This window comes from Mesorhizobium sp. Primo-A (assembly GCF_003997175.1).
Taxonomy (GTDB): Bacteria; Pseudomonadota; Alphaproteobacteria; order Rhizobiales; family Rhizobiaceae; genus Mesorhizobium; species Mesorhizobium ciceri.
On the sequence record NZ_RZTG01000013.1, the window covers coordinates 152578 to 171435 of the forward strand.

Here is an 18858-nt window from a genome sequence, read left to right on the forward strand (position 1 = left end):
CTCCTCCTTGTGGGGAGGGTCGATCCGCGAAGCGGAGCGGGGTGGGGGTCTGCGCCGCACCCCACCCCGGCGCTCCGCGCCGACCCTCCCCATCGAGGGGAGGGTAACCCATCATGCGCCGCGCTCAAGAATTACGGTCACAGTGCACTATTTCGCTTCGGCCGCCTGCCCCGCTTCCGCGGTTCCGGTTTGCCCGAAAATCCTACCCAGAAATGCCTCGTTGCCCACCGGCCAGCCGATGCTCTCGGCCTTGCGCAGTGCGTCGAAAGCCGCGGCATCCATCTCGATCAAATCGAACCGCCCGACCGACGACGGCAACTGTGTTTCATCGGCCCCAATTCCGTGACGCCATCGGGCTTATCAGTCGGATGCGCCCGAGCGTTTGACCAGGACCAATCCGCCGCCTGCTTCACCAGTCCCGCGCGCACCGGATTCAACCCGACATAACGCACAGCCGACAAGAGGTGTCCTCGTCCATCGCGATGGCGCCGAAGCGACCCTGCCAGAAATGCCCGGTTTTGTTTTATCGCGCATTGATGGTCCCGGCATACGCGCGGTGCACCTTCGCGAGCGCGCACCGCAGGCCATCCGCGCCGGCAGGCATCAGGATCAGGTGCACATGGTTCGGCATCAGGCACCACGCCCAGAGGCCGACATCGGCGGAGCGGCAATGCTCGATCAGGAGGTTTTTGTAGAGCGCATAGTTTTACGGCGTTAAAAACGCTTTGGCGCGCCCGTTGCCTCGCTGGGTGACATGGTGCGGCAGACCGGGGACTACAATACGGGCAAGCCGAGCCATTCTGCTAGTCTACAGTAAATGAAGGTCGATCCAGTATACAAAAATACACTGTCACCGTGATCTTCTTCGTTACTGATCGATTATTTCTAAAGAAAATAGGACAGGATTCTCAAAATTCACAAAATAAAACCGAGATCCATTTAGAAAATCTATTACTATTGACGTGTCTGGACCAATTCCTTCGCCAAGTTTTGTTGAAAATGGAATTTTTCTACGCCTAACTTCGTTTAAAGTATCGTCGAATGTTCTCATTTCAATTTTTGGTAACGTAACAGCGTAACGATCTGACTGTGACTTACTCTTTAGGCGGAAAAAAGTCTTTCTTACCATCAAATCGATTTTTATCATTGACACAAACGGCATATCAAATCTCGATCTTACATATAATTCAATTGGTCCAAATCCCATGTAACCATTGAAAATTTCGTCGGGACCAAAGCCCCAATAGTCTGGAGGCCCCACGAGCTCCGCAATCTCATTCAAATTTTCCCCAACCCGCACTGCCCCTATTCCTCCCGCTTCGGCAACAGAAAATATGTCGAACGTCACATCAGTCATGGCTTCTTTCCTGCTGGTTTTTTGTCTTGTCCGCCGTCGCCGCCAGTCTTTTTCTCTGCTTTTTCAATTTTCTTTTCAGCACTCTTTTTCACACTTTCAATTCTTTCACGCCATTTTTTTCCTAAGGCGTCATTCCGCGGATTGTCTAAAAGAAAACCCGCTTGTTTCGCCACGTCCTTGAGGCCCGGAACGGTCCCTAGGTATTGCTTTGCCTCTTGGGCAGCCTTTTCAAAATCCTTAGCGCCAGGCTTGGATTTACCTTCTGGGGAAAGATCAAAATCGGCGTTGATGTCTTCCCCGATGCCTATCGCGATTTCTTGCTTCTTCCCAGTTTTTGGATCGGTGTGTGTCCAATGAACGCCCTTTGATCCATCGTAACTGGAGTAGCGGTTCTCTACAGGAGAACTTGTGTGAGGCCTAACAATGTCTTGGCAGATGGCTGCGCAAGCAGGATTAACAATAGCGGAAAACGAGCCATGAGAGACCGTTCCCTGTACAAATATAGGAATTAAGCACAATGGCTGGCTCTACACATTGATCGCCCCGTGCCAATATAGCCTAGATAACTATTAGCCTTGCATCACTCCAAAATCCTCTCGTCCGCCTGATCTTTAGCTTTTACTATTACGCTTTCAATCAAAAGTGGTAGCACCACAGGCAGCAAAAAAAATCTCCAAGGCTTGCCGTAGCCCGACGAAATAAATGAAATACCGGCAATAATATTTCCTTTTTCCCATCCTTTCTTCAAAAGAAGCCTTCCCCGTTTCACATCGCCGTTTCTCATTAAATATCTTCCACATATAAGGTAAATTGCGCCAAGCTCCCACTCCGCTTTTTCTGCAAAAATATCGAGAGTCTTGGGCGATTCTTCCCTGGAAAATGTTTTTATGAGAACGAAGGTCGCTTCTTCGCCCTTTTTCTCTTCAGCGCGACGGAGCCAGAGCTCCGCTAACATTAGGTCTTTTTCTACCATCACCCCGTTAGCATAGCCAATACCAACGGCTAACTGCGCATCTGGATCTCCTTGCTCGGCCAATGGGATGAAGTACTCAATCCATCTCTGTCGCTCTTCAGCAGTGACTTGGTCCATGTGACGTTTCCCGTCTATGCATCCATCCGACGACTGGTGCGCCTAGTCCTCGGCACATGGGCTCTTTTCGAGAGCCGGTCCATTCTAAAGTCAATCACTCACTCTATCATCATAACCTGAAATCTCGATCTGTAAGCCCGCGCGGGTCCCTCATAAAGTCATGCACAATCCCCATTGGGATCCCGATAACAGGAGTTCCAAGAGGAGCACCCGGCGGCTTCGATGGCTTTGTCGGCGGACCTGGCGGCAGATCATCTGGTGGTGATGCACTTGGCGGATCAGTTGGGGTTGGAGCCTTCTTTACAGACTCCATCTGCCTCACTGGAGGTTTGGGATCGTTAACCGACGGCGCTTTGTTTGGATCCGTAAAGCTAGTCATAACATCCATGGCAAAGCCGACGAGGTTTCGAACAAAATCGAATTTACTGGCGGCTATTTGCTTACACCCATCGCACTTTTTCTTGTCAACAGAAAGGCCCAACTCCTTTACCGCCGGCCCCGCTGATTGGGAGATGGCGTGGCTGCCAGACGCTTCAGCGGTGCCAACCGAGCCGCCACCTTCTCTGGCAGCATTGGCCAATCCGGCCGCGCTGTCGTCGGCTGACCGCGCCGAATGTCCATTGTTGTCTGCTTTATTCACCGGATCGTTCTGGGCATATACATAGCGGTTGGTCCCCACGCCCTGCTTTGTCGGATCCCAATCATCTGGCGAGATGAACCTTCCCAGCACGGGATCCATGTACCGCGCATTGAGATACAGCAGCCCGGTCTCGGGATCGAAGCGTTCGCCGATGTAGCTCTTCTGGGTCTGGAAGCCTGTGTTGAGGCGCTCGCCATAGGTGGCGTAGTTGGTCTGCTCGACGATGGCGCTGGTGCTGTCGGTGACCATGCGCACCGAGGCCAGGTGATCACGATGCAGGAAGGCCTTTGTCGTGCCCGTCACTTTGATGTCGGGATGCGGATACCTGGTGTAGATCTCCGCGCCCGGGGTCGCCGGGTCGATCTCGACATTGGCATCGGGATAGAGTGTGGTGGCGAAGCTCGAGGATTTTTTCGCGCGCGCTCCGTCGGGTCCATAAGCGAGATTGACAGTGTTGGAGGCCAGCGTGACCGTCTTCAGCCGGTTGGCCTCGTCCCAGACCAGTGTGCGGCTGCCATCGGAGGTGAGGTTGCCATTGGCATCATAGGCCATAGCATTGGCGCCGACCGAGGTTGGCGCATGCGGACGAGCAGCACTTGCCGCGGGATAGATATAGGTGCCGGCGACACGGGTACGCGAGGTCAGATTGTCGTTGGCGGCATAGACAAAGCTTTCGCTGAGCGCGGTGTTGCCCAGATTGCTGCTTGCCGTCAGCCGGTCGGCATTGTCATAGCCATAGGTCCAGCTGTCCGAAGCCGTCAGCCCCGTGGTGCCGGTGATGCGGCCAAGGCTGTCACGCGCGTACTGATCGTCGAGCAGGATGGTGGCGCCTCGTGCCGTGGTGACACGCGTCAGCCAGCGCCGCGTCGGCGAATAGGTGAACGAGGTCTTCACACCGTTCGAATAGGTGATCTCCTTGGTCTGGCCATCGGCCTCGTAAATGGTCGAGGTGATGAAGCCGGGGGCGGAGGCGAGCTTGTTGCCGGCGGTGTATTGCAGGCGGTTCGCGTTCGAACCGAAGTCGAGCTGAACAGGAAAGTACTGGACATATACGTTCTGGCCGGAGCCGTCGTGGACGTTGAACGTATAGTTGGTGATCCCCGCGATCGTGGCATCCTGGCGAGCAACCTTGCCGAGGCCGTCATAATTGTAGAGCTGGACGGCAGCCGCGTTTTCCGAGCGGGTCAGCTGGCCGATGTTGTAGTAACCCGACGCCGCCTGGTCGTAGGTGTTCTGGGTCAGCGTCACCGGGCTGCCGCCTGCTGCCGTTGCCGTCTTCAGCGTCAGCCGGTCCATCTGGTCGTAGGCGAGCGTTGTGACCGTGCCTCGGGCGTCGGTCTGGCTGATAAGGCGGTTGGCGGCGTCATAGACATAGGTCCAGGTGCCGAGATCGGGATCTGACGCCGACAGCCGGTTGCCGAGCAGATCGTAGCTGTAGCTCCAGCTCGAACCGCCGGGATCGGTGACGCCGATCAGCCGGCCGAGCAGGTCGTAGCTGCGGCCCTCCGGCAGATTGAGGCCACCGACGTCGCGGACAATGGCGGCGATATCGCCGTGTGTCGTCCATGCTGTCTTAGTCGGATGGCCAAGCTCGTCCGTCATCGTCACCGCATTCAGCCGTGGGTTGACGCCGGTTCCCGTGGCCAGTTCGTTCAAGTAAGTGCGCTGGCTTGAATCCGGATTGACCGTCTTCACCAGCCGGTCGGCCCAGTCGTAGCTGTTGGTGGTCCACTGTGCCGTCTCACCGACGAACCTCGGGAAGGCGGTACGCAGCACATTGCCGCGAAGATCGTAGTCGGTCTCGGCAATGCGTCTTGCACTGGCCGCCGTCTCTCCGGGGGTTTCCACGCGATAGACCCGGCCAAGCCCGTCATAGAAGGAGCGGGTAAAATCCTCGCCGGCGCCCCCACTCGCGCCATTGGGCAGCGGGGTGTACTTGACCAGCGCCTGTGTCGCCGGATTGCCCTCGTTCTCGAAGCGCGTCTTGGTATAGGCGCCGGTGACGCTCTGAGAGACCTGATAGGGCCGGCAGAAGGCGTCATAAGTAAAGGTTTTGACGAGACCATTCGGGTCTGTCTTCGTTGCCGGCAGGCCGCACACGGCATTGTAGGTGGCGGTCGAAACAAAGCGCGCGTCGGCGACCTGTCCGCGGGAGGACGCGCTCCTTTCAAGACGATCGGAATAGCGCGTGAGAAGTGATCAGGCCAGCAAATGCGCCAGCAGCGCCCTTAGTTGGGCCGGCTTCAGCGGCTTGCGCATCAGTTCGATGCCGCCGGAGCGGGCGGCCTTGGCGACGGCTTCCGAACTGTCGGCGGTGACGATCAGCGCCGGCACGGCGCGGCCGAGATAGTCGCGGACTTCGGCGATGGTCGTGGTGCCGAGATCGCCGCCGTCGAGATGCTGGTCGGCAATGACGATGTCGGGCACCCAGTCGGTGTCGCCAAGCATGTCGAGCGCATCGTCGGTCGAGGTCGCGGCCCGCACCAGGCATTGCCAGCGTTCGAGCAGGAAGGTCATGGCTTGCAGCACTTCGATATCGTTCTCGACCAGCAGCACCTTGGTGCCGAACAGGCCATAGCCGCGCGGCCGTTCCATGTCGGCAACGCTGGCGATGGCATCGGCTGGCGCACCGATGCCGACGGGTACATCGATGTGGAAGATCGTGCCGCGTCCGACCTTCGACGAGAATGTCACGGGATGACCGAGCGCGCTGGCCATGCGGCGCACGATGGCGAGCCCGAGCCCGAGACCGCCACCGTCCAGTTCGGCATTGGCCGGCGAGGTGCCGCGGTGGAACTCCTCGAACACCGCCTCGCGCTGGTCGTCGGGAATGCCGCAGCCCGTGTCGGCGACGTCGATGCGGATGGTGTCGCCGCGATGCCTGGTGCCGACAAGCACGCCGCCCGAGCGTGTATAGCCCAGCGCGTTGGAGAGAATGTTCTGCAGGATACGGCGCAGCAGCGTGCGGTCGGAGCGGACCACGGCATGGACCGGCCGGAATTTCAGCGACAGGCCTTTCATCTCCGCCACCGGCAGGAAATCCGAGCGGAGCGACGAGAACAGCGCCTCCAGGCTGACGTCGCTTATGTCGGGCTGCACCACGCCGGCATCGAGCTTGGAGATGTCGAGCAGGGTTCGCAGCAGGTCCTCCATCGTCTCCAGCGAGCGCTCGACCTGCCGCACCAGTTTCTTGCCCTCGTCGCTGGTCTGAACTTCGGCGAGCGCCGAAACCGAAAGGTGGGCGGCATTCAGCGGCTGCAGCACGTCGTGACTGGCAGCGGCGAGGAAACGGGTTTTTGACAGGTTCGCCAGTTCGGCGTTTTCCTTGGCGGCACTGAGGTCAATGTTCGACTGCTCCAGCCGCCGCAAGGTCGAGTGAAGTTCCTCGGTACGTGTACGCACCCGGTTTTCCAGCGAGATCGTGGTCTGGAACAGCGAAAAGGCGTTGCCTTGCTGGTCCATCGAGCGCTCGACGCGGCTGACCAGTGCCGCGTTGATCTTCTTCAGCTTTTCAAGATCGTTTATGTCCCTCAGCGGCATCTTGTTGCGCCGTCCTATTCCGCCGCCTGGCGCTCGCCGAAGGCGATGCCGGTGAAAGTCTGGTTCAGATGCATCGACCGGTACTGTTCGCCATAGGTGCCGAAACCGATGACATTGTTGACCCGGTAGAGTTCCGAGATTTCGCGAAACACCTGCCGATTGCGTGCGTCCAGCCGGCGCAGCACGCAGTCGAAGCCGAGGATCATGTCGATACCGCCAAGCCTCTCCTCGACGTCGCGCAGGGCGGCGCGCGTCGATTCGACCATGTCCTTGGGCTGAGCGATCGACAGCACGACGCCATCGTCTATGGCGCAGAAGAACGACAGCGAGCCGTCGGCATGCATCTTCTGGATCGACCGGCAATAATATTGTCCGCCCACCTTCACCACCACGGGATGCGAGGCGAAGCTCAGTGGCGTCAGCATCTGCGCGACGATACCGACGGACGCGGCATATTCCTGCGCCGCATTGGTGGCGTTGAACTCGCGCACGATGCGGTGATCTGGATCGGAAGCCGTCACCACCAGTTTCTCATCGGTGGGAACGAAATTGTCGGTCTTGAAGACATGGAAGGGAATTTCGGTCGATATCAGCACGATGATGGCGCTGTCGGAGGTGACCTTGCCGTTCGAGATCAGGCGCGTCGTCTCGAATTTCAGATCGTCGCCGGCGGAGCCGCCAAGCAGCGGAATGTCATCGAGACCCCAGTGGATGGCTGAACTCACCGCTTCTTCGGCATAGGAGAGCCCGTCGATGAAGCAGAGCGCGAAAGTGCCTTTGGTCCGATCGCAACCGAGGCGCGCGCGCAGCGATCGCCGCAGGGTCTCGACCTCGCCGGTGATCCTGTCCATACCCGACGAGGACAGATTTTCGACCATCACGCTGACGGCGGTAAACGCGGGGGACGGAAGCAGCATGGCCAGCACATGACCATCCTCGAGACCTTGCGGCGTGATCTCGCCGGCAGTCGAGCAGCCGGCGTGGTGGAGCGCCGGCGCGTGGGTCATGAGCGCCTGGGAAAGGGCGCTGGCTTCGACCAGGCTCTGGGAAAAGAACAGCAGGGCAAAGCCCGCGTCGATGGCGGCTGCTTCCAGTGCGATCGCCTTGGCGAACGCCTCCATGTCGGGCTCGTCCGTGGTGAGCGCCGACAGGCCGCATGCATAGCGCGTCTGTGAATTGGCCAGCGATGTTCTCCGCATTTCCTCCGACGCTTTTTTGTGCGCGGCTGTTTTAAATGCTTCTGGCGCGCGGGCGTCGACCGACATTGTTGCCTTCAATCGGCGGTTTGGCAATGGGGCCACCGGCACCGCATGTTTGGGGGCGGCCATGACCGAAAGTACAATGTGCCGCGTTTGCGACGTGCTGTTTTTTGTCCGATGTGCGGTGTACCAATAACGCATGGCCGATGCGCCAACGCCGCGTTGGCAACGTGATGACCAAGGTTGATACCCAGGGAGGGACCATGTCGGACGTTTCGTTGATGGTGAACGGAAAGCGGGTCAGCGGTGCTGCCGAGGACCGAACACTTCTGGTTCACTTCCTGCGGGAAAATCTCGGCCTTACCGGCACGCATGTCGGTTGCGACACCTCGCAATGCGGTGCCTGCGTCGTCCACGTCGACGGCAAGGCGGTCAAATCCTGTACGATGCTCGCGGTGCAGGCCTCCGGCTCGACCGTGTTGACGATCGAGGGCCTGGCAAATGGCGCCGACCTGCATCCGGTGCAGGCCGCCTTCAAGGAACATCACGGGCTGCAGTGCGGCTTCTGCACGCCGGGCATGATCATGACGGCGACCGACATGATCGGCCGCCACCCCGAAGGGCTCGACGAGGCGACGGTGCGTGCCGAGCTCGACGGCAACATCTGCCGCTGCACCGGCTACCACAACATCGTCAAGGCGATCCTCGCCGCATCGACGACGATGAAGGGGTCGAAGGGTAAGGCGAAACAAGCGGCTTGAACGAGGCAGTAGGGCAATAAGGCAGTAGGGCAGTAGGGAATCGGAGCCAATTTTTCCCTACTGCCGTACTGCCCTACTCACCTACTCCCCTACAATCTCGGGAGGAATTTCTGATGGGCATTGAAGGTGTTGGCGCTCGGGTCGCGCGCAAGGAAGACAAACGATTCATCACGGGCGCCGGCCGCTATGTCGACGACATGGTGGTTCCCGGCATGAAGCACGCCGCCTTCGTGCGCAGTCCGCACGCGCATGCGCAGATCAAGAAGATCGATGTGAAGAAGGCCCAAGGCATGCCCGGCGTCATCGGCGTGCTGACCGGCAAGGAACTCAAGGCCGATGGCATCGGCAATCTCATCTGCGGCTGGATGATCCACTCCAAGGACGGCTCGCCGATGAAGATGGGGGCATGGTCGCCACTCGCCTTCGACCGGGTCCGTTATGTCGGTGACGCCGTCGTCATTGTCGTCGCCGAGACCAAGGGGCAAGCGCGTGACGCCGCCGAGGCGGTCGAGATCACCTACAAGGAGTTGAAGGCCGTCGTCGACGCCTCCAAGGCGATGGACAAGGGTGCGCCGCAGATCCACCCCGAAGCGGACAACAATCTGATCTTCGACTGGGACATCGGCAATGCCGACGACACGGATGCGGCCTTCGGGAAGGCAGCCCATGTCGTCAAGATGGACATCATCAACAATCGGCTGGTGCCTAACGCCATGGAGCCGCGCGCCGCACTTGGCCATTACGACAAGGCCGAGGATCACTACACCTGCTGGACGACCTCGCAGAACCCGCATGTGGCGCGGCTGGTGATGAGCGCCTTCTACAATGTCGCGCCGGAAAACAAGCTGCGCGTGATCGCGCCCGATGTCGGCGGCGGTTTCGGCTCGAAGATCTACATCTATCCCGAAGAGATCGTCTGCCTGTGGGCGTCGAAGAAGACCGGGGTGCCGGTCAAATGGGTGGCTGACCGGACCGAGAGTTTTCTGACCGACGCGCATGGCCGCGACCATCACACCCATGCTGAAATGGCCTTCGACAAGGACCACAGGATCCTCGGCCTGAAGGTCGAAACCCAGGCCAATCTTGGCGCCTATATGTCGCTGTTTTCGTCGGCGACGCCTACCTACCTCTATGCGACGCTGCTGTCGGGCCAGTACAATATCCCGGCCATCCACGCCAATGTGAAGGCGATCTATACCAACACCGCGCCCGTCGATGCGTATCGCGGGGCAGGGCGGCCGGAAGCGACCTTCGTCATGGAGCGCATGATGGAGACGGCGGCCCGCCAGTTCGGCGTCTCGCCGGCCGAGCTGCGGCGCAAGAACTTCGTCACAGCGTTTCCGCATCAGACGCCGGTCATCATGTGCTATGACGCCGGCGACTATGCCGCTTCGCTCGATGCGGCAATGAAGGCGTCGGATTATGCCGGCTTTGCCAAGCGCAAGGCCGCCGCCGCCAAGAAGGGGCTGCTGCGCGGCATTGGCATGAGCTGCTACATCGAAGCCTGCGGCATCGCCCCGTCTGCTGCCGTCGGCTCGCTCGGCGCCGGTGTCGGCCTTTGGGAATCGGCGGAAGTGCGCGTCAACGCGGTCGGCACGATCGAGGTGCTGACTGGCTCGCACAGCCACGGCCAGGGCCATGAGACGACCTTCGCGCAACTGGTCAACGAGCGCTTCGGCGTGCCGCTCGATTCGGTCTCGATCGTGCATGGCGACACCGACAAGGTGCAGATGGGCATGGGCACCTATGGCTCGCGCTCGGGTGCAGTCGGCATGTCGGCCATCGTCAAGGCCCTCGACAAGGTCGAGGCCAAGGCCAAGAAGATCGCGGCACACCTGCTCGAAGCCGACGAAGGCGATATCGTCATCGAGAATGGCGCGCTGAAGGTCGCCGGCACCGACAAGAACGTGCCGTGGTTCCAGATGGCGCTGGCCGCCTACACTGCCCACAACCTGCCGGGCGGCATGGAGCCCGGGCTGAAGGAGACGGCGTTCTACGATCCGTCGAATTTCACCTTCCCGGCGGGCTGCTATATCTGCGAGGTCGAGGTCGACCCGGAAACCGGCGTCACCGAGATCGTCCAGTTCGTCGCTGCCGACGATTTCGGCAACATCATCAACCCGATGATCGTCGAAGGCCAGGTGCATGGCGGGCTGGCGCAAGGCATCGGCCAGGCGCTGCTCGAAGGCGCCCATTATGACAATAGCGGCCAGCTTTTGACCGCGAGCTACATGGACTACACCATGCCGCGCGCCGGCGATCTACCGTCGTTCAAGGTCTCGACCTCGAACACGCCATGCCCGGGCAATCCGTTGGGGATCAAGGGCTGCGGCGAGGCCGGCGCCATCGGCTCGCCGCCGGCGGTGATCAACGCCCTCACCGACGCCATCGGCAGCAACGATCTTGCCATGCCGGCTTCGCCGTCCACCGTCTGGGCCGCGATCCGCGCAACGAAACACTGAAAGCGAATAGCGAATAGGGAGTAGCGAATAGGGAAGAGAAGGCGGTGCGACTGGATAGTTCCTATTCGCTATTCGCTACTCCCTATTCGCCCATTCACCCAAGGGAGAATTCCATGTACGCAGTCAACTATCACCGCGCCGCCTCGGTCGCCGATGCTGCCAAGCTGGTCAAGACAGGCGACGCCAAGCTGCTTTCGGGCGGTATGACGCTGATCCCGGCGATGAAGACGCGGCTTGCCGCGCCGTCAGACCTTGTCGACCTGTCGCGGATCACGGAGCTGCAGGGCGTCAAGGTCTCGGGCAAGACCGTCACCATCGGCGCCGCGACCACGCATCACGCCGTTGCCAATGACGAGAAGCTGAAGAAGGCCTGTCCGGCGCTTGCCCATCTGGCGTCACTGATCGGCGATCCGGCGGTGCGCCATAAGGGGACGATCGGCGGCTCGATCGCCAACAACGACCCGGCGGCCGATTATCCGGCGGCGCTCCTGGCGCTGGGCGCCACCATTATCACCAACAAGCGCGAGATCGCTGCCGACAAGTTCTTCAAGGGTCTGTTCGAGACCTCGTTGAAGGAAGGCGAGATCGTCACCGCCGTCACCTTCACCGCGCCGGCCAAGGCGGCCTATGAAAAGTTCCGCAATCCGGCATCGCGCTACGCCATCGTCGGCGTGTTCGTTGCCAAGGGCAAGGATGGCGTCAGCGTCGCCGTCACTGGAGCCGGCGATGACGGCGTCTTCCGCTCGAAGGAGATCGAGGCAGCATTGGCCAAGAATTTCGCGGCCTCGGCACTGGAAGGTGTGAAAGTGCCGGCGAAGAATCTGATGACCGACATCCATGCCTCGGCCGATTATCGCGCCAATCTGATCGCGGTGATGGCCAAGCGCGCGGTTGCGGCAGCCAACGCCTGAGAAACTGTTTGGAAACTCTACTCCGGCGGCCATCTGATGGCGTTTTCTGTGCTTCCGGTGCTCACGTACCAAAAGTACGCTCCGCTCCGGTTCTCGAAACCACCACCTATGACTCGCCAGGGCGAGTTTCGAAACAGTTTCTAATACGATCAGTCGCAGACAAGGAAAGGGGCCTCCGTGGCCCCTTTTCTCGTGCGGCGGCCTGCATCCGTTCAGTTGCTGATGGAATCGCTGCCGCACTGCTTGAAGCAAATCCCCGCCGAGCCGGAGGCCGGACCTGATCCGGCAGCAATCTCGCACTTGCACAAATCCATATTGCACTGCAATATGAACTAGGGCGGGAATGCGAGCTGGGTTCGAATTGTACCATCGTACCCTTCGCATGCCTATTGCGAGAGGATCGGCATGACCGACATTTCCGCGACGCATGTCGTTCCGTCCCGATCCGCCGCCGACAGATCAACCAGAACAAGACTGGCCTATCTCGACGGCTGGCGCGGGCTTTCGATCGCGCTGGTTCTGATCGGCCATTTCTTTCCGGTTCCGGGAATCAATCTTGGCGTGCTGGGCGTCGAATTCTTCTTCGTGCTCAGCGGCCGGCTGATGGGCGAGATCCTGTTCATCGAACGCTACCCGCTGAAAAAATTCTTCAAACGCCGCTTCTCCCGCATCTATCCGGCTCTTCTGGTCTTCGTAGTCGTCGCGATGATCGCGCTCTCCGGCACGTTCCTCGCCTTCAAATGGAAGGCCGCGCTGACGGCGCTGACATTCACCTACAATTATGCCGGCATTCTCGTGGCTCGGGCAGGGGCGCTCGACCATATCTGGTCGCTCTGCATCGAGGAGCACGCCTACATCATCCTGGCGCTGATCAGCGTCATCGTCTCAAGTCGCTCTCGCGTGGTCGTGCTGCTCCTGGCGCTGGCCTTGCTGGCCATGGCCAATGGCGCGGTTTCGTACTGGGTCTTGGGGATGGACTACGAAACCACTTATTGGCGCACGGATGTGCACATCGCGTCGATCCTCCTGTCGGCTTCGATCTGCCTGCTCAAGGCCGACGGCAGGCTGCCGGCGTTTTTGAGAGGCAAGCATGTGGCCCTGGTGGCAACGGTCTGTGCCGTTGTCCTGTTCCTGGATCGGGTGCCGACGCCGATGCACTATCTCTTCGCGGTGCCGCTGCTGGCTCTGGCCGTCAACGCACTCGATTTCAGCCCACGGTATTTTTCCGGATTGCTGTCGTCCTGGCCGATGGCGACGCTGGGGCTGTGGTCGTACTCGCTCTATTTATGGCAGCAGCCGTTCTACAAATTCGTCTATGAGCAAGGCAGCGCGCCGATACCGATGCTGGCCGCAGTCTTCGCTTGCGCGGCCTGCAGCTACTACCTCATAGAGCGCCCGGCGCGCGAATGGCTCAACCGCAACTGGTGAATGCCGTCGTGCCCGGCCAGATGATCGTGAGTGCAGGTGGAGGGATCGCGCTTCATAAGCAGACAGTCAATCAATTGTTTCTAATCTAACTTTCGGGAAAGCAATGACCTGCTTTGCGATATGGGCCAGTCTCATTAGACATTGGTCGTATGGCAGGCATTCCTTATTGCCTCGCCGGCTTACCCGCCTAGTTTGTTCGCAGGACACATCTGAGAAGATGGTTCGAAGACGCATCTGGGAGGATGGAATGGATACGACTGGGGAAAGGGCGGGCGGCTGGCTCGACCGCTCACGCACCGTCGCCGAGCCTGGCTTCAGCAGGTGGATGGTGCCGCCGGCGGCGCTCTGCATCCACCTTTGCATCGGCCAGGCCTATGCGTTCAGCGTTTTCAACTTGCCGATGTCTAAGCTGATCGGCATCACCGACTCGGCGCCCGACGACTGGAAATTGACCGGCCTCGGCTGGATTTTCTCGATCGCGATCCTGTTCCTGGGCATTGCGGCGGCGTTCGGCGGCGGCTGGCTGGATCGCGTCGGTCCGCGCAAAGCCATGGTCGCTTCTGCCTGTTGTTTCGGCGGCGGCTTCATTGTCTCGGCGCTCGGCGTCTATCTGCACCAATTGTGGATCATCTATCTCGGCTACGGCGTGCTGGGCGGCATCGGTCTCGGCCTCGGCTATATCTCGCCGGTCAAGACGCTGATCACCTGGTTTCCGGACCGGCCGGGCATGGCAACCGGCATGGCGATCATGGGCTTCGGCGGCGGCGCCTTCATCGCCTCGCCGCTGTCGGTTTATCTGATGAAGCTGTTTTCGACGCCTGAGCACATCGGCGTCGCCGAAACCTTCCTGGTGCTGGGCATCGTCTATTTCGTCTTCATGCTGATCGGCGCCGTTATCGTCAGGGTGCCGCCGGAGGGCTGGAGGCCTGCCGGATGGACGCCGCCGGCGGCACAGAATGCGATGGTGACGACGTCCAATGTCCATCTCGACGATGCGTTGAAGACGCCGCAGTTCTGGCTGCTGTGGGGCGTGCTGTGCCTTAATGTGACGGCAGGGATCGGCGTGCTCGGCCAGGCCTCGGCGATGAGCCAGGAGATGTTTCCGGGACGCATCACGCCTGCCGCTGCCGCCGGCTTCGTCGGCCTGCTGTCGATCTTCAACATGCTCGGCCGCTTCTTCTGGGCCTCGACCAGCGATTATATCGGCCGCAAGACAACTTATGCCATCTTCTTCGCGCTGGGTGTCGTCCTCTATGCGGCGGTGCCGTGGACCGGCCAGACCGGCAGCGTTTTCCTGTTCGTGCTGTTCTACGGGATCATCCTCAGCATGTATGGCGGCGGCTTCGCCACCATTCCCGCTTACCTGCGCGACGTCTTCGGCGTGCGTTACGTCGGCGCCATCCACGGCCGATTGCTGACCGCGTGGTCGGTGGCGGGCGTGCTTGGCCCGGTGCTGGTGAATTATATCCGGCAGTACCAGATCGACAGCGGCGTTGCGAAGGCCGACGCCTACACGGTCACCATGTACATCATGGCCGGCCTGCTGGTTGTCGGCCTCCTGCTCAACCTGATGATGCGGCCCGTCAATGCGCGCTTCCACATGAAGACCGAACCAGCGGTGGCTTAGAGTCAGTTCCATCCCGATAGAATCGGGATGGGCTCTATCTTATTGTTTGAGCATGATCTTTTCCGAAAACCGGAGTCCACTTTTCGGGATCAGCTCTGAGGAGACCGACCATGGCGCAAGACAACGAGAATTCGATCAAACTCACGCTGGCCTGGCTGCTGGTCGGCATCCCGTTGGTCTGGGGGTTCTGGATGACGCTGGTGAGTGCGACAGCCCTGTTCCAGTAGTCCTCATCTTCGTGCGCGGATCTGCCTGGTCTGTCAGGCGCTGATCTGCCTGACGTAATAGCGCACCGCTTTCTTGCCGCCATGGATAACGGCGTCGCCGGCCTCGACGAAGCCGAGCGCAGCGTGAAAGGCATCCGAGGCGGGGTTCGGCGGGGCGGTGTTGACTTCGCAGGTGACCAGCGTGTGGCCGGCGCGCTCAACATGGCCGAACAGGTCCTGATAGAGCCGGCGGGCGTGGCCGCGGCCGCGTGCGTGCGCCGCCACGACGACCCGGTCGACATAGACGAAGCGCTCATAGCGCTCGCGGAACCACAGGAAATTCGGGCTGTCGTAGCGGGCATCCTGGTCGAAGGTCATGATGAAGGCTTCGAGATCGCCGATGCGCCTGGTGTAAAATGCTTCGCCAAGCAGGAAGGACAGCCGCTCAGCCTCCAGCCACGACAGTTCGGCGGCATGCTCGTTGTTGAGCGCCAGGATCGCCGCTTCGTCTTGGGCCGATACACGGGCTATCGGGGCAGGGCTCGAGGTCATGCCTTGGCTGCCGCGATCGTTGCCGCCACCAGCGCTGTGTCGGTCAGCGTGTTGCGGTACTCGCGATCGAGATCGGAACCACCCATGCCGACATGGGGATTGCGGTAGTCCATGGCACTCGGCACATCCTTGAGGGCGGCAAAATGCATTTCGGACAGGCCGGTTCTGCTGCGCACTTCGGCAATGTTGTGCAAATCCAGTCCGCCGCAGCCGAGGATGACGATGCGGTCGCCGGCCTGCCGCACCAGATCCGCCAACAGCGGCAAGCCTTCGATGGCAGTGTCACGCTGGCCGCTGGTCAGCACGCGGCCGACCTTGCTGCGGATCAGCGATTCGAGCGCCTCGGCCGGCTCGCGCGTCATGTCGAAGGCGCGATGGCAGGTGACGTTCAAGGGGCCGGCGGCCTGCGTCAGTTCGCTCATGCGCGCCTCGTCCATGGTGCCATCGGCGTTCAGGCAGCCAAACACCACGCCGGGCACGCCGAGTTCGCGCAGTGCCGAGACATCTGCCAGCATCGAGGCATATTCCGTCGCACTGTAGAGAAAATCGCCGCCGCGCGGCCGCACCATGACGTGAAACGGCACGTTTGCCTGCTCGATGGCGGCGCGGATCGTGCCGAGGCTTGGCGTGATGCCGCCTTCGACGAGGCTGGCGCACAGTTCGATCCGGTCGGCGCCGGCGGCTTGCGCCGCGAGAAGGCCGTCAATGCCTTCGACACAGATTTCGATCAGCGGCAGGCGGAGAGCTTTGGTCAAGGGGCGATCCATTCCATGATTTCCCGGCCAGCCCTACCACCGCGCCGGTTGCTGCGAAAGCGCGAACAGACTTTCGCGCCGGGCACGGACTTCGCGGTTATTGGCGCAATTCCGTGTTCTTGGCGCCTTGCTCGACCTGATCGATCACCAGAAGCTTCACCTCGATATCACCGATATTGGTGGCCTGATGCCACTGGCCGATCATTTCGATGATGAAATCGCCGGCCTTGTAGGTGTTGCTGTCGCCGGTCTCGACATTGGTGACCTTCAGCGTGCCGGCCTGGACATAGGCATAGCGCGGGAAAGGGTGCCTGTGGACCGGCAAGGTCGCGCCCGGCGCGATGTCGTAGGTCGAGACCAGCACCTGCACGTTCTTCTGCGGCAGCGTGATCGGTTGGCCGGACGCGGTCGTCGTGCGCGACGCAAGAGGGGTCACGACGACAGGCGTGCCGCTGCTGTCCAGCGCGTGGGCCGGGTTCGCGGAAAAGGCTGCCGCGAGCAGCAGTCCTGACATCAAAATTTTTCGCATGATTCGCATCCACCCCTGGCGTCAACATCGCGCAGTGGCCACCAGCACGCAAGGCAGCGCCTTGGGCACCTGCCTGCCGGCCAAAAATATTTTTGTCGCCCTCTTGAAGGAAAAAAACACGATTACCAGATCGTTTTCCGTCGAGGCTTCGGCTCGACATACTGGCGTCGCAGCGACGCTGCGACAGCCTCGTAATCCATGTTGCTTCACGGAGGATATGGCTATGAGAAGCTCTGATTATACCCCTCTTTACCGCACAACGGTCGGCTTCGACCGTCTCTTCGATATGCTCGAAAAAAGCGTACGCTCCGACTGGCCTCCCTACAATATCGAGAAGACCGGCGAGAACGACTATCGCATTACGATGGCTATCGCCGGCTTCGCTCTCGATGAGGTCGAACTCATGCAGAACGGCCCCGAATTGTCTGTCGTCGGCCAAAGGAAACCCGACCAGGAAAATCGGGAGGTCCTTCATCGCGGCTTGGCGACGGGCAACTTCAAGCAGGTGTTCAAACTTGCCGACCACGTAAAGGTCAAGGCGGCCAACCTCGAGAATGGCTTGCTGTCAGTGGACCTGGTCCGCGAAGTGCCCGAGGAACTCAAGCCTCGGCGCATTGAGATAGGGTCCGAAGCCAAAGCGGTTTCGCTCGAGCAACCCGGCAAGAAGCAGTTGATCGACTCGGATGCGGAGCCTCAACGCGAGGTCGCCTGATTCCCTGGACCTAAATCTACGGTCCGCCTCCCGGTTCGGCCGGGAGGCACAGATCGCGGAGAATGGAGATGAGAACCGGAACTTACAGTTTTCACCAACCTGAACCGAAAAATCTTGCCGCGGAATCCGCCGGATTGCGGACGCCAGATGATGTGCTGAACGAGGAGACGATGACGATCGGTGCAAAGCGGGCTTTGCTCGCTTTCTGGGCTTCCGACGTTCATGCGGTTCCTGACAATCCCGCGTTGCGGCAATTGGACAACGGCGCCATCGTGGAAGTCAGCGACATACTTCGCGCACTCCGCCTTCTGGACGAAACCGGGCGGGAACCGCGTGTTTCAAAGGAGTCGGGAACCGTCAGCCTGTCTTTCGACCGGCGCCGCAAGAAGAGCCGGCTCGGTTGGATGCGGCGCCCCTGGCGAGATGACGATGATGATCCGCCGCCAATCCCGGCCTTTGCAACGGTGCCGCCCGGGCGTGGAGGCGGCGGCATGTTGGCCGAGCCGGAGCATGCAATCGCATGATGACCCGAACCAACAACAACCCACGTGCGGAATGGAGGATCACATGAGTTACAGGACGTTCGACCGACCGGTTCTTGTCAAGAATGGCGAGTTCATTCAAGAAATAGGGTGCCTCGACGATGCGTTCGACTTCTTTGACGAGTGGCCAAGGGAGCGGCGGGGTCCGATTTTCGAAACGGCCTTTCGAGCTTGCCAGCGTGCTCACGACGGCCAGGTTCCGCTGACAGTGGCGCGCGATGCCGTCGCCGGCTTCGCAAGATCCGTCAAAATCTTGCAGGACCCGCTTGCCCAATTCCCTTGGATGGACGGCACAAGGTCAGGTCGTGGTGGGGTAATCGCTTAGCCTTGATAAGGGGCGGCGCCATCAGGATGGTCCGGCTGCATGGTCGTCGTTTCCGCATCGCTACAAGGTGAGCTGCCCTGCCAGCTCACCTTTGGCGGGCGGTTGTTGTTCGCGCCGTTAGTACGGTTTTTTGGCGGGCGCGTCCGCGTCGCCATCAGCGGCATGCGACACTATCGCAGATTATGCCACGGCCCTCAGCGGAGGCTCCGCCATTGTCCCTAG

At 60.3% G+C, this 18858-nt stretch carries 18 protein-coding genes; 8 read left to right on the forward strand and 10 right to left on the reverse strand.

Annotated features, from left to right (window positions below):
- Nucleotides 1-147: 147 nt before the first annotated feature.
- The 7 genes from EOC83_RS33320 to EOC83_RS24045 form a co-directional block, all read right to left on the reverse strand.
- Nucleotides 148-318, reverse strand: a complete 171-nt coding sequence (locus tag EOC83_RS33320; RefSeq protein ID WP_206521361.1) for a hypothetical protein — start codon at nucleotides 316-318, stop codon at nucleotides 148-150.
- A gap of 550 nt (nucleotides 319-868) precedes the next feature.
- Nucleotides 869-1357: a hypothetical protein gene (locus EOC83_RS24020; protein ID WP_127224120.1), complete on the reverse strand. Its 489-nt coding sequence runs from the start codon at nucleotides 1355-1357 to the stop codon at nucleotides 869-871.
- A complete protein-coding gene (locus EOC83_RS24025; protein ID WP_127224119.1) occupies nucleotides 1354-1875 on the reverse strand; it encodes a hypothetical protein in 522 nt (173 codons plus the stop codon). Before EOC83_RS24025 ends, EOC83_RS24020 begins: the two co-directional genes overlap by 4 nt.
- 62 nt (nucleotides 1876-1937) lie before the next feature.
- On the reverse strand, nucleotides 1938-2447 hold the full coding sequence (locus EOC83_RS24030) for a sel1 repeat family protein (RefSeq protein WP_063168157.1): 510 nt from the start codon (nucleotides 2445-2447) through the stop codon (nucleotides 1938-1940).
- Nucleotides 2448-2556: 109 nt separating this feature from the next.
- The gene (locus tag EOC83_RS24035) at nucleotides 2557-5187 is read right to left on the reverse strand and encodes an RHS repeat-associated core domain-containing protein (RefSeq protein ID WP_063168156.1); all 2631 of its coding nucleotides are present in this window, start codon (nucleotides 5185-5187) and stop codon (nucleotides 2557-2559) included.
- Nucleotides 5188-5286: 99 nt separating this feature from the next.
- Nucleotides 5287-6627 (reverse strand): hybrid sensor histidine kinase/response regulator, encoded by a 1341-nt coding sequence (locus EOC83_RS24040; RefSeq protein WP_013531263.1) that lies wholly within the window; start codon nucleotides 6625-6627, stop codon nucleotides 5287-5289.
- 14 nt (nucleotides 6628-6641) lie between these two features.
- A complete protein-coding gene (locus tag EOC83_RS24045; protein WP_050580471.1) occupies nucleotides 6642-7826 on the reverse strand; it encodes an FIST signal transduction protein in 1185 nt (394 codons plus the stop codon).
- 263 nt (nucleotides 7827-8089) lie between these two features.
- Between EOC83_RS24045 and EOC83_RS24050 the strand changes: the two genes are divergently transcribed.
- The 5 genes from EOC83_RS24050 to EOC83_RS24070 all read left to right on the forward strand — a co-directional run bounded on the left by EOC83_RS24050 (nucleotide 8090) and on the right by EOC83_RS24070 (nucleotide 15015).
- Nucleotides 8090-8587: a (2Fe-2S)-binding protein gene (locus EOC83_RS24050; RefSeq protein WP_013531265.1), complete on the forward strand. Its 498-nt coding sequence runs from the start codon at nucleotides 8090-8092 to the stop codon at nucleotides 8585-8587.
- Between the two features lie 113 nt (nucleotides 8588-8700).
- Nucleotides 8701-11049: a xanthine dehydrogenase family protein molybdopterin-binding subunit gene (locus EOC83_RS24055; protein ID WP_027160446.1), complete on the forward strand. Its 2349-nt coding sequence runs from the start codon at nucleotides 8701-8703 to the stop codon at nucleotides 11047-11049.
- A gap of 113 nt (nucleotides 11050-11162) precedes the next feature.
- Entirely contained in the window at nucleotides 11163-11960 is a 798-nt protein-coding gene (locus tag EOC83_RS24060) for a xanthine dehydrogenase family protein subunit M (RefSeq protein WP_063168155.1), read from the forward strand.
- Nucleotides 11961-12365: 405 nt separating this feature from the next.
- Nucleotides 12366-13388: an acyltransferase gene (locus EOC83_RS24065; RefSeq protein ID WP_013531268.1), complete on the forward strand. Its 1023-nt coding sequence runs from the start codon at nucleotides 12366-12368 to the stop codon at nucleotides 13386-13388.
- Between the two features lie 247 nt (nucleotides 13389-13635).
- A complete protein-coding gene (locus EOC83_RS24070; protein ID WP_013531269.1) occupies nucleotides 13636-15015 on the forward strand; it encodes an OFA family MFS transporter in 1380 nt (459 codons plus the stop codon).
- A gap of 260 nt (nucleotides 15016-15275) precedes the next feature.
- Here EOC83_RS24070 and EOC83_RS24080 read toward each other — a convergent pair whose 3' ends face one another.
- From EOC83_RS24080 to EOC83_RS24090, 3 genes are all read right to left on the reverse strand, one after another.
- Entirely contained in the window at nucleotides 15276-15773 is a 498-nt protein-coding gene (locus EOC83_RS24080; RefSeq protein WP_063168154.1) for a GNAT family N-acetyltransferase, read from the reverse strand.
- The gene (locus EOC83_RS24085; protein ID WP_063168153.1) at nucleotides 15770-16540 is read right to left on the reverse strand and encodes a copper homeostasis protein CutC; all 771 of its coding nucleotides are present in this window, start codon (nucleotides 16538-16540) and stop codon (nucleotides 15770-15772) included. The genes EOC83_RS24080 and EOC83_RS24085 overlap by 4 nt, the downstream gene beginning before the upstream one ends.
- A gap of 85 nt (nucleotides 16541-16625) precedes the next feature.
- The gene (locus EOC83_RS24090) at nucleotides 16626-17057 is read right to left on the reverse strand and encodes a cupin domain-containing protein (protein WP_024503833.1); all 432 of its coding nucleotides are present in this window, start codon (nucleotides 17055-17057) and stop codon (nucleotides 16626-16628) included.
- Nucleotides 17058-17280: 223 nt separating this feature from the next.
- Here EOC83_RS24090 and EOC83_RS24095 point away from each other — a divergent pair, with 223 nt between their 5' ends.
- The 3 genes from EOC83_RS24095 (at nucleotide 17281) to EOC83_RS24105 (ending at nucleotide 18636) form a co-directional block, all read left to right on the forward strand.
- Nucleotides 17281-17769: an Hsp20 family protein gene (locus EOC83_RS24095; RefSeq protein ID WP_013531273.1), complete on the forward strand. Its 489-nt coding sequence runs from the start codon at nucleotides 17281-17283 to the stop codon at nucleotides 17767-17769.
- Nucleotides 17770-17837: 68 nt separating this feature from the next.
- On the forward strand, nucleotides 17838-18293 hold the full coding sequence (locus EOC83_RS24100) for a hypothetical protein (protein WP_063168152.1): 456 nt from the start codon (nucleotides 17838-17840) through the stop codon (nucleotides 18291-18293).
- A 43-nt stretch (nucleotides 18294-18336) separates the two neighbouring features.
- Nucleotides 18337-18636, forward strand: coding sequence for a DUF982 domain-containing protein (locus EOC83_RS24105; RefSeq protein WP_063168151.1), 300 nt, complete (start codon nucleotides 18337-18339; stop codon nucleotides 18634-18636).
- Nucleotides 18637-18858 lie beyond the last annotated feature (222 nt).

Bases quoted from the DNA above. Each gene is read 5' to 3' on its own strand.
- EOC83_RS24050 (WP_013531265.1), top strand. From the start codon at position 8,090: ATGTCGGACGTTTCGTTGATGGTGAACGGAAAGCGGGTCAGCGGTGCT.
- EOC83_RS24055 (WP_027160446.1), top strand. From the start codon at position 8,701: ATGGGCATTGAAGGTGTTGGCGCTCGGGTCGCGCGCAAGGAAGACAAA.
- EOC83_RS24070 (WP_013531269.1), top strand. From the start codon at position 13,636: ATGGATACGACTGGGGAAAGGGCGGGCGGCTGGCTCGACCGCTCACGC.
- EOC83_RS24060 (WP_063168155.1), top strand. From the start codon at position 11,163: ATGTACGCAGTCAACTATCACCGCGCCGCCTCGGTCGCCGATGCTGCC.
- EOC83_RS24045 (WP_050580471.1), bottom strand. From the start codon at position 7,826: ATGCGGAGAACATCGCTGGCCAATTCACAGACGCGCTATGCATGCGGC.
- EOC83_RS24095 (WP_013531273.1), top strand. From the start codon at position 17,281: ATGAGAAGCTCTGATTATACCCCTCTTTACCGCACAACGGTCGGCTTC.
- EOC83_RS24090 (WP_024503833.1), bottom strand. From the start codon at position 17,057: ATGCGAAAAATTTTGATGTCAGGACTGCTGCTCGCGGCAGCCTTTTCC.
- EOC83_RS24030 (WP_063168157.1), bottom strand. From the start codon at position 2,447: ATGGACCAAGTCACTGCTGAAGAGCGACAGAGATGGATTGAGTACTTC.
- EOC83_RS24040 (WP_013531263.1), bottom strand. From the start codon at position 6,627: ATGCCGCTGAGGGACATAAACGATCTTGAAAAGCTGAAGAAGATCAAC.
- EOC83_RS24105 (WP_063168151.1), top strand. From the start codon at position 18,337: ATGAGTTACAGGACGTTCGACCGACCGGTTCTTGTCAAGAATGGCGAG.
- EOC83_RS24065 (WP_013531268.1), top strand. From the start codon at position 12,366: ATGACCGACATTTCCGCGACGCATGTCGTTCCGTCCCGATCCGCCGCC.
- EOC83_RS24020 (WP_127224120.1), bottom strand. From the start codon at position 1,357: ATGACTGATGTGACGTTCGACATATTTTCTGTTGCCGAAGCGGGAGGA.
- EOC83_RS24100 (WP_063168152.1), top strand. From the start codon at position 17,838: ATGAGAACCGGAACTTACAGTTTTCACCAACCTGAACCGAAAAATCTT.
- EOC83_RS24080 (WP_063168154.1), bottom strand. From the start codon at position 15,773: ATGACCTCGAGCCCTGCCCCGATAGCCCGTGTATCGGCCCAAGACGAA.
- EOC83_RS24085 (WP_063168153.1), bottom strand. From the start codon at position 16,540: ATGGATCGCCCCTTGACCAAAGCTCTCCGCCTGCCGCTGATCGAAATC.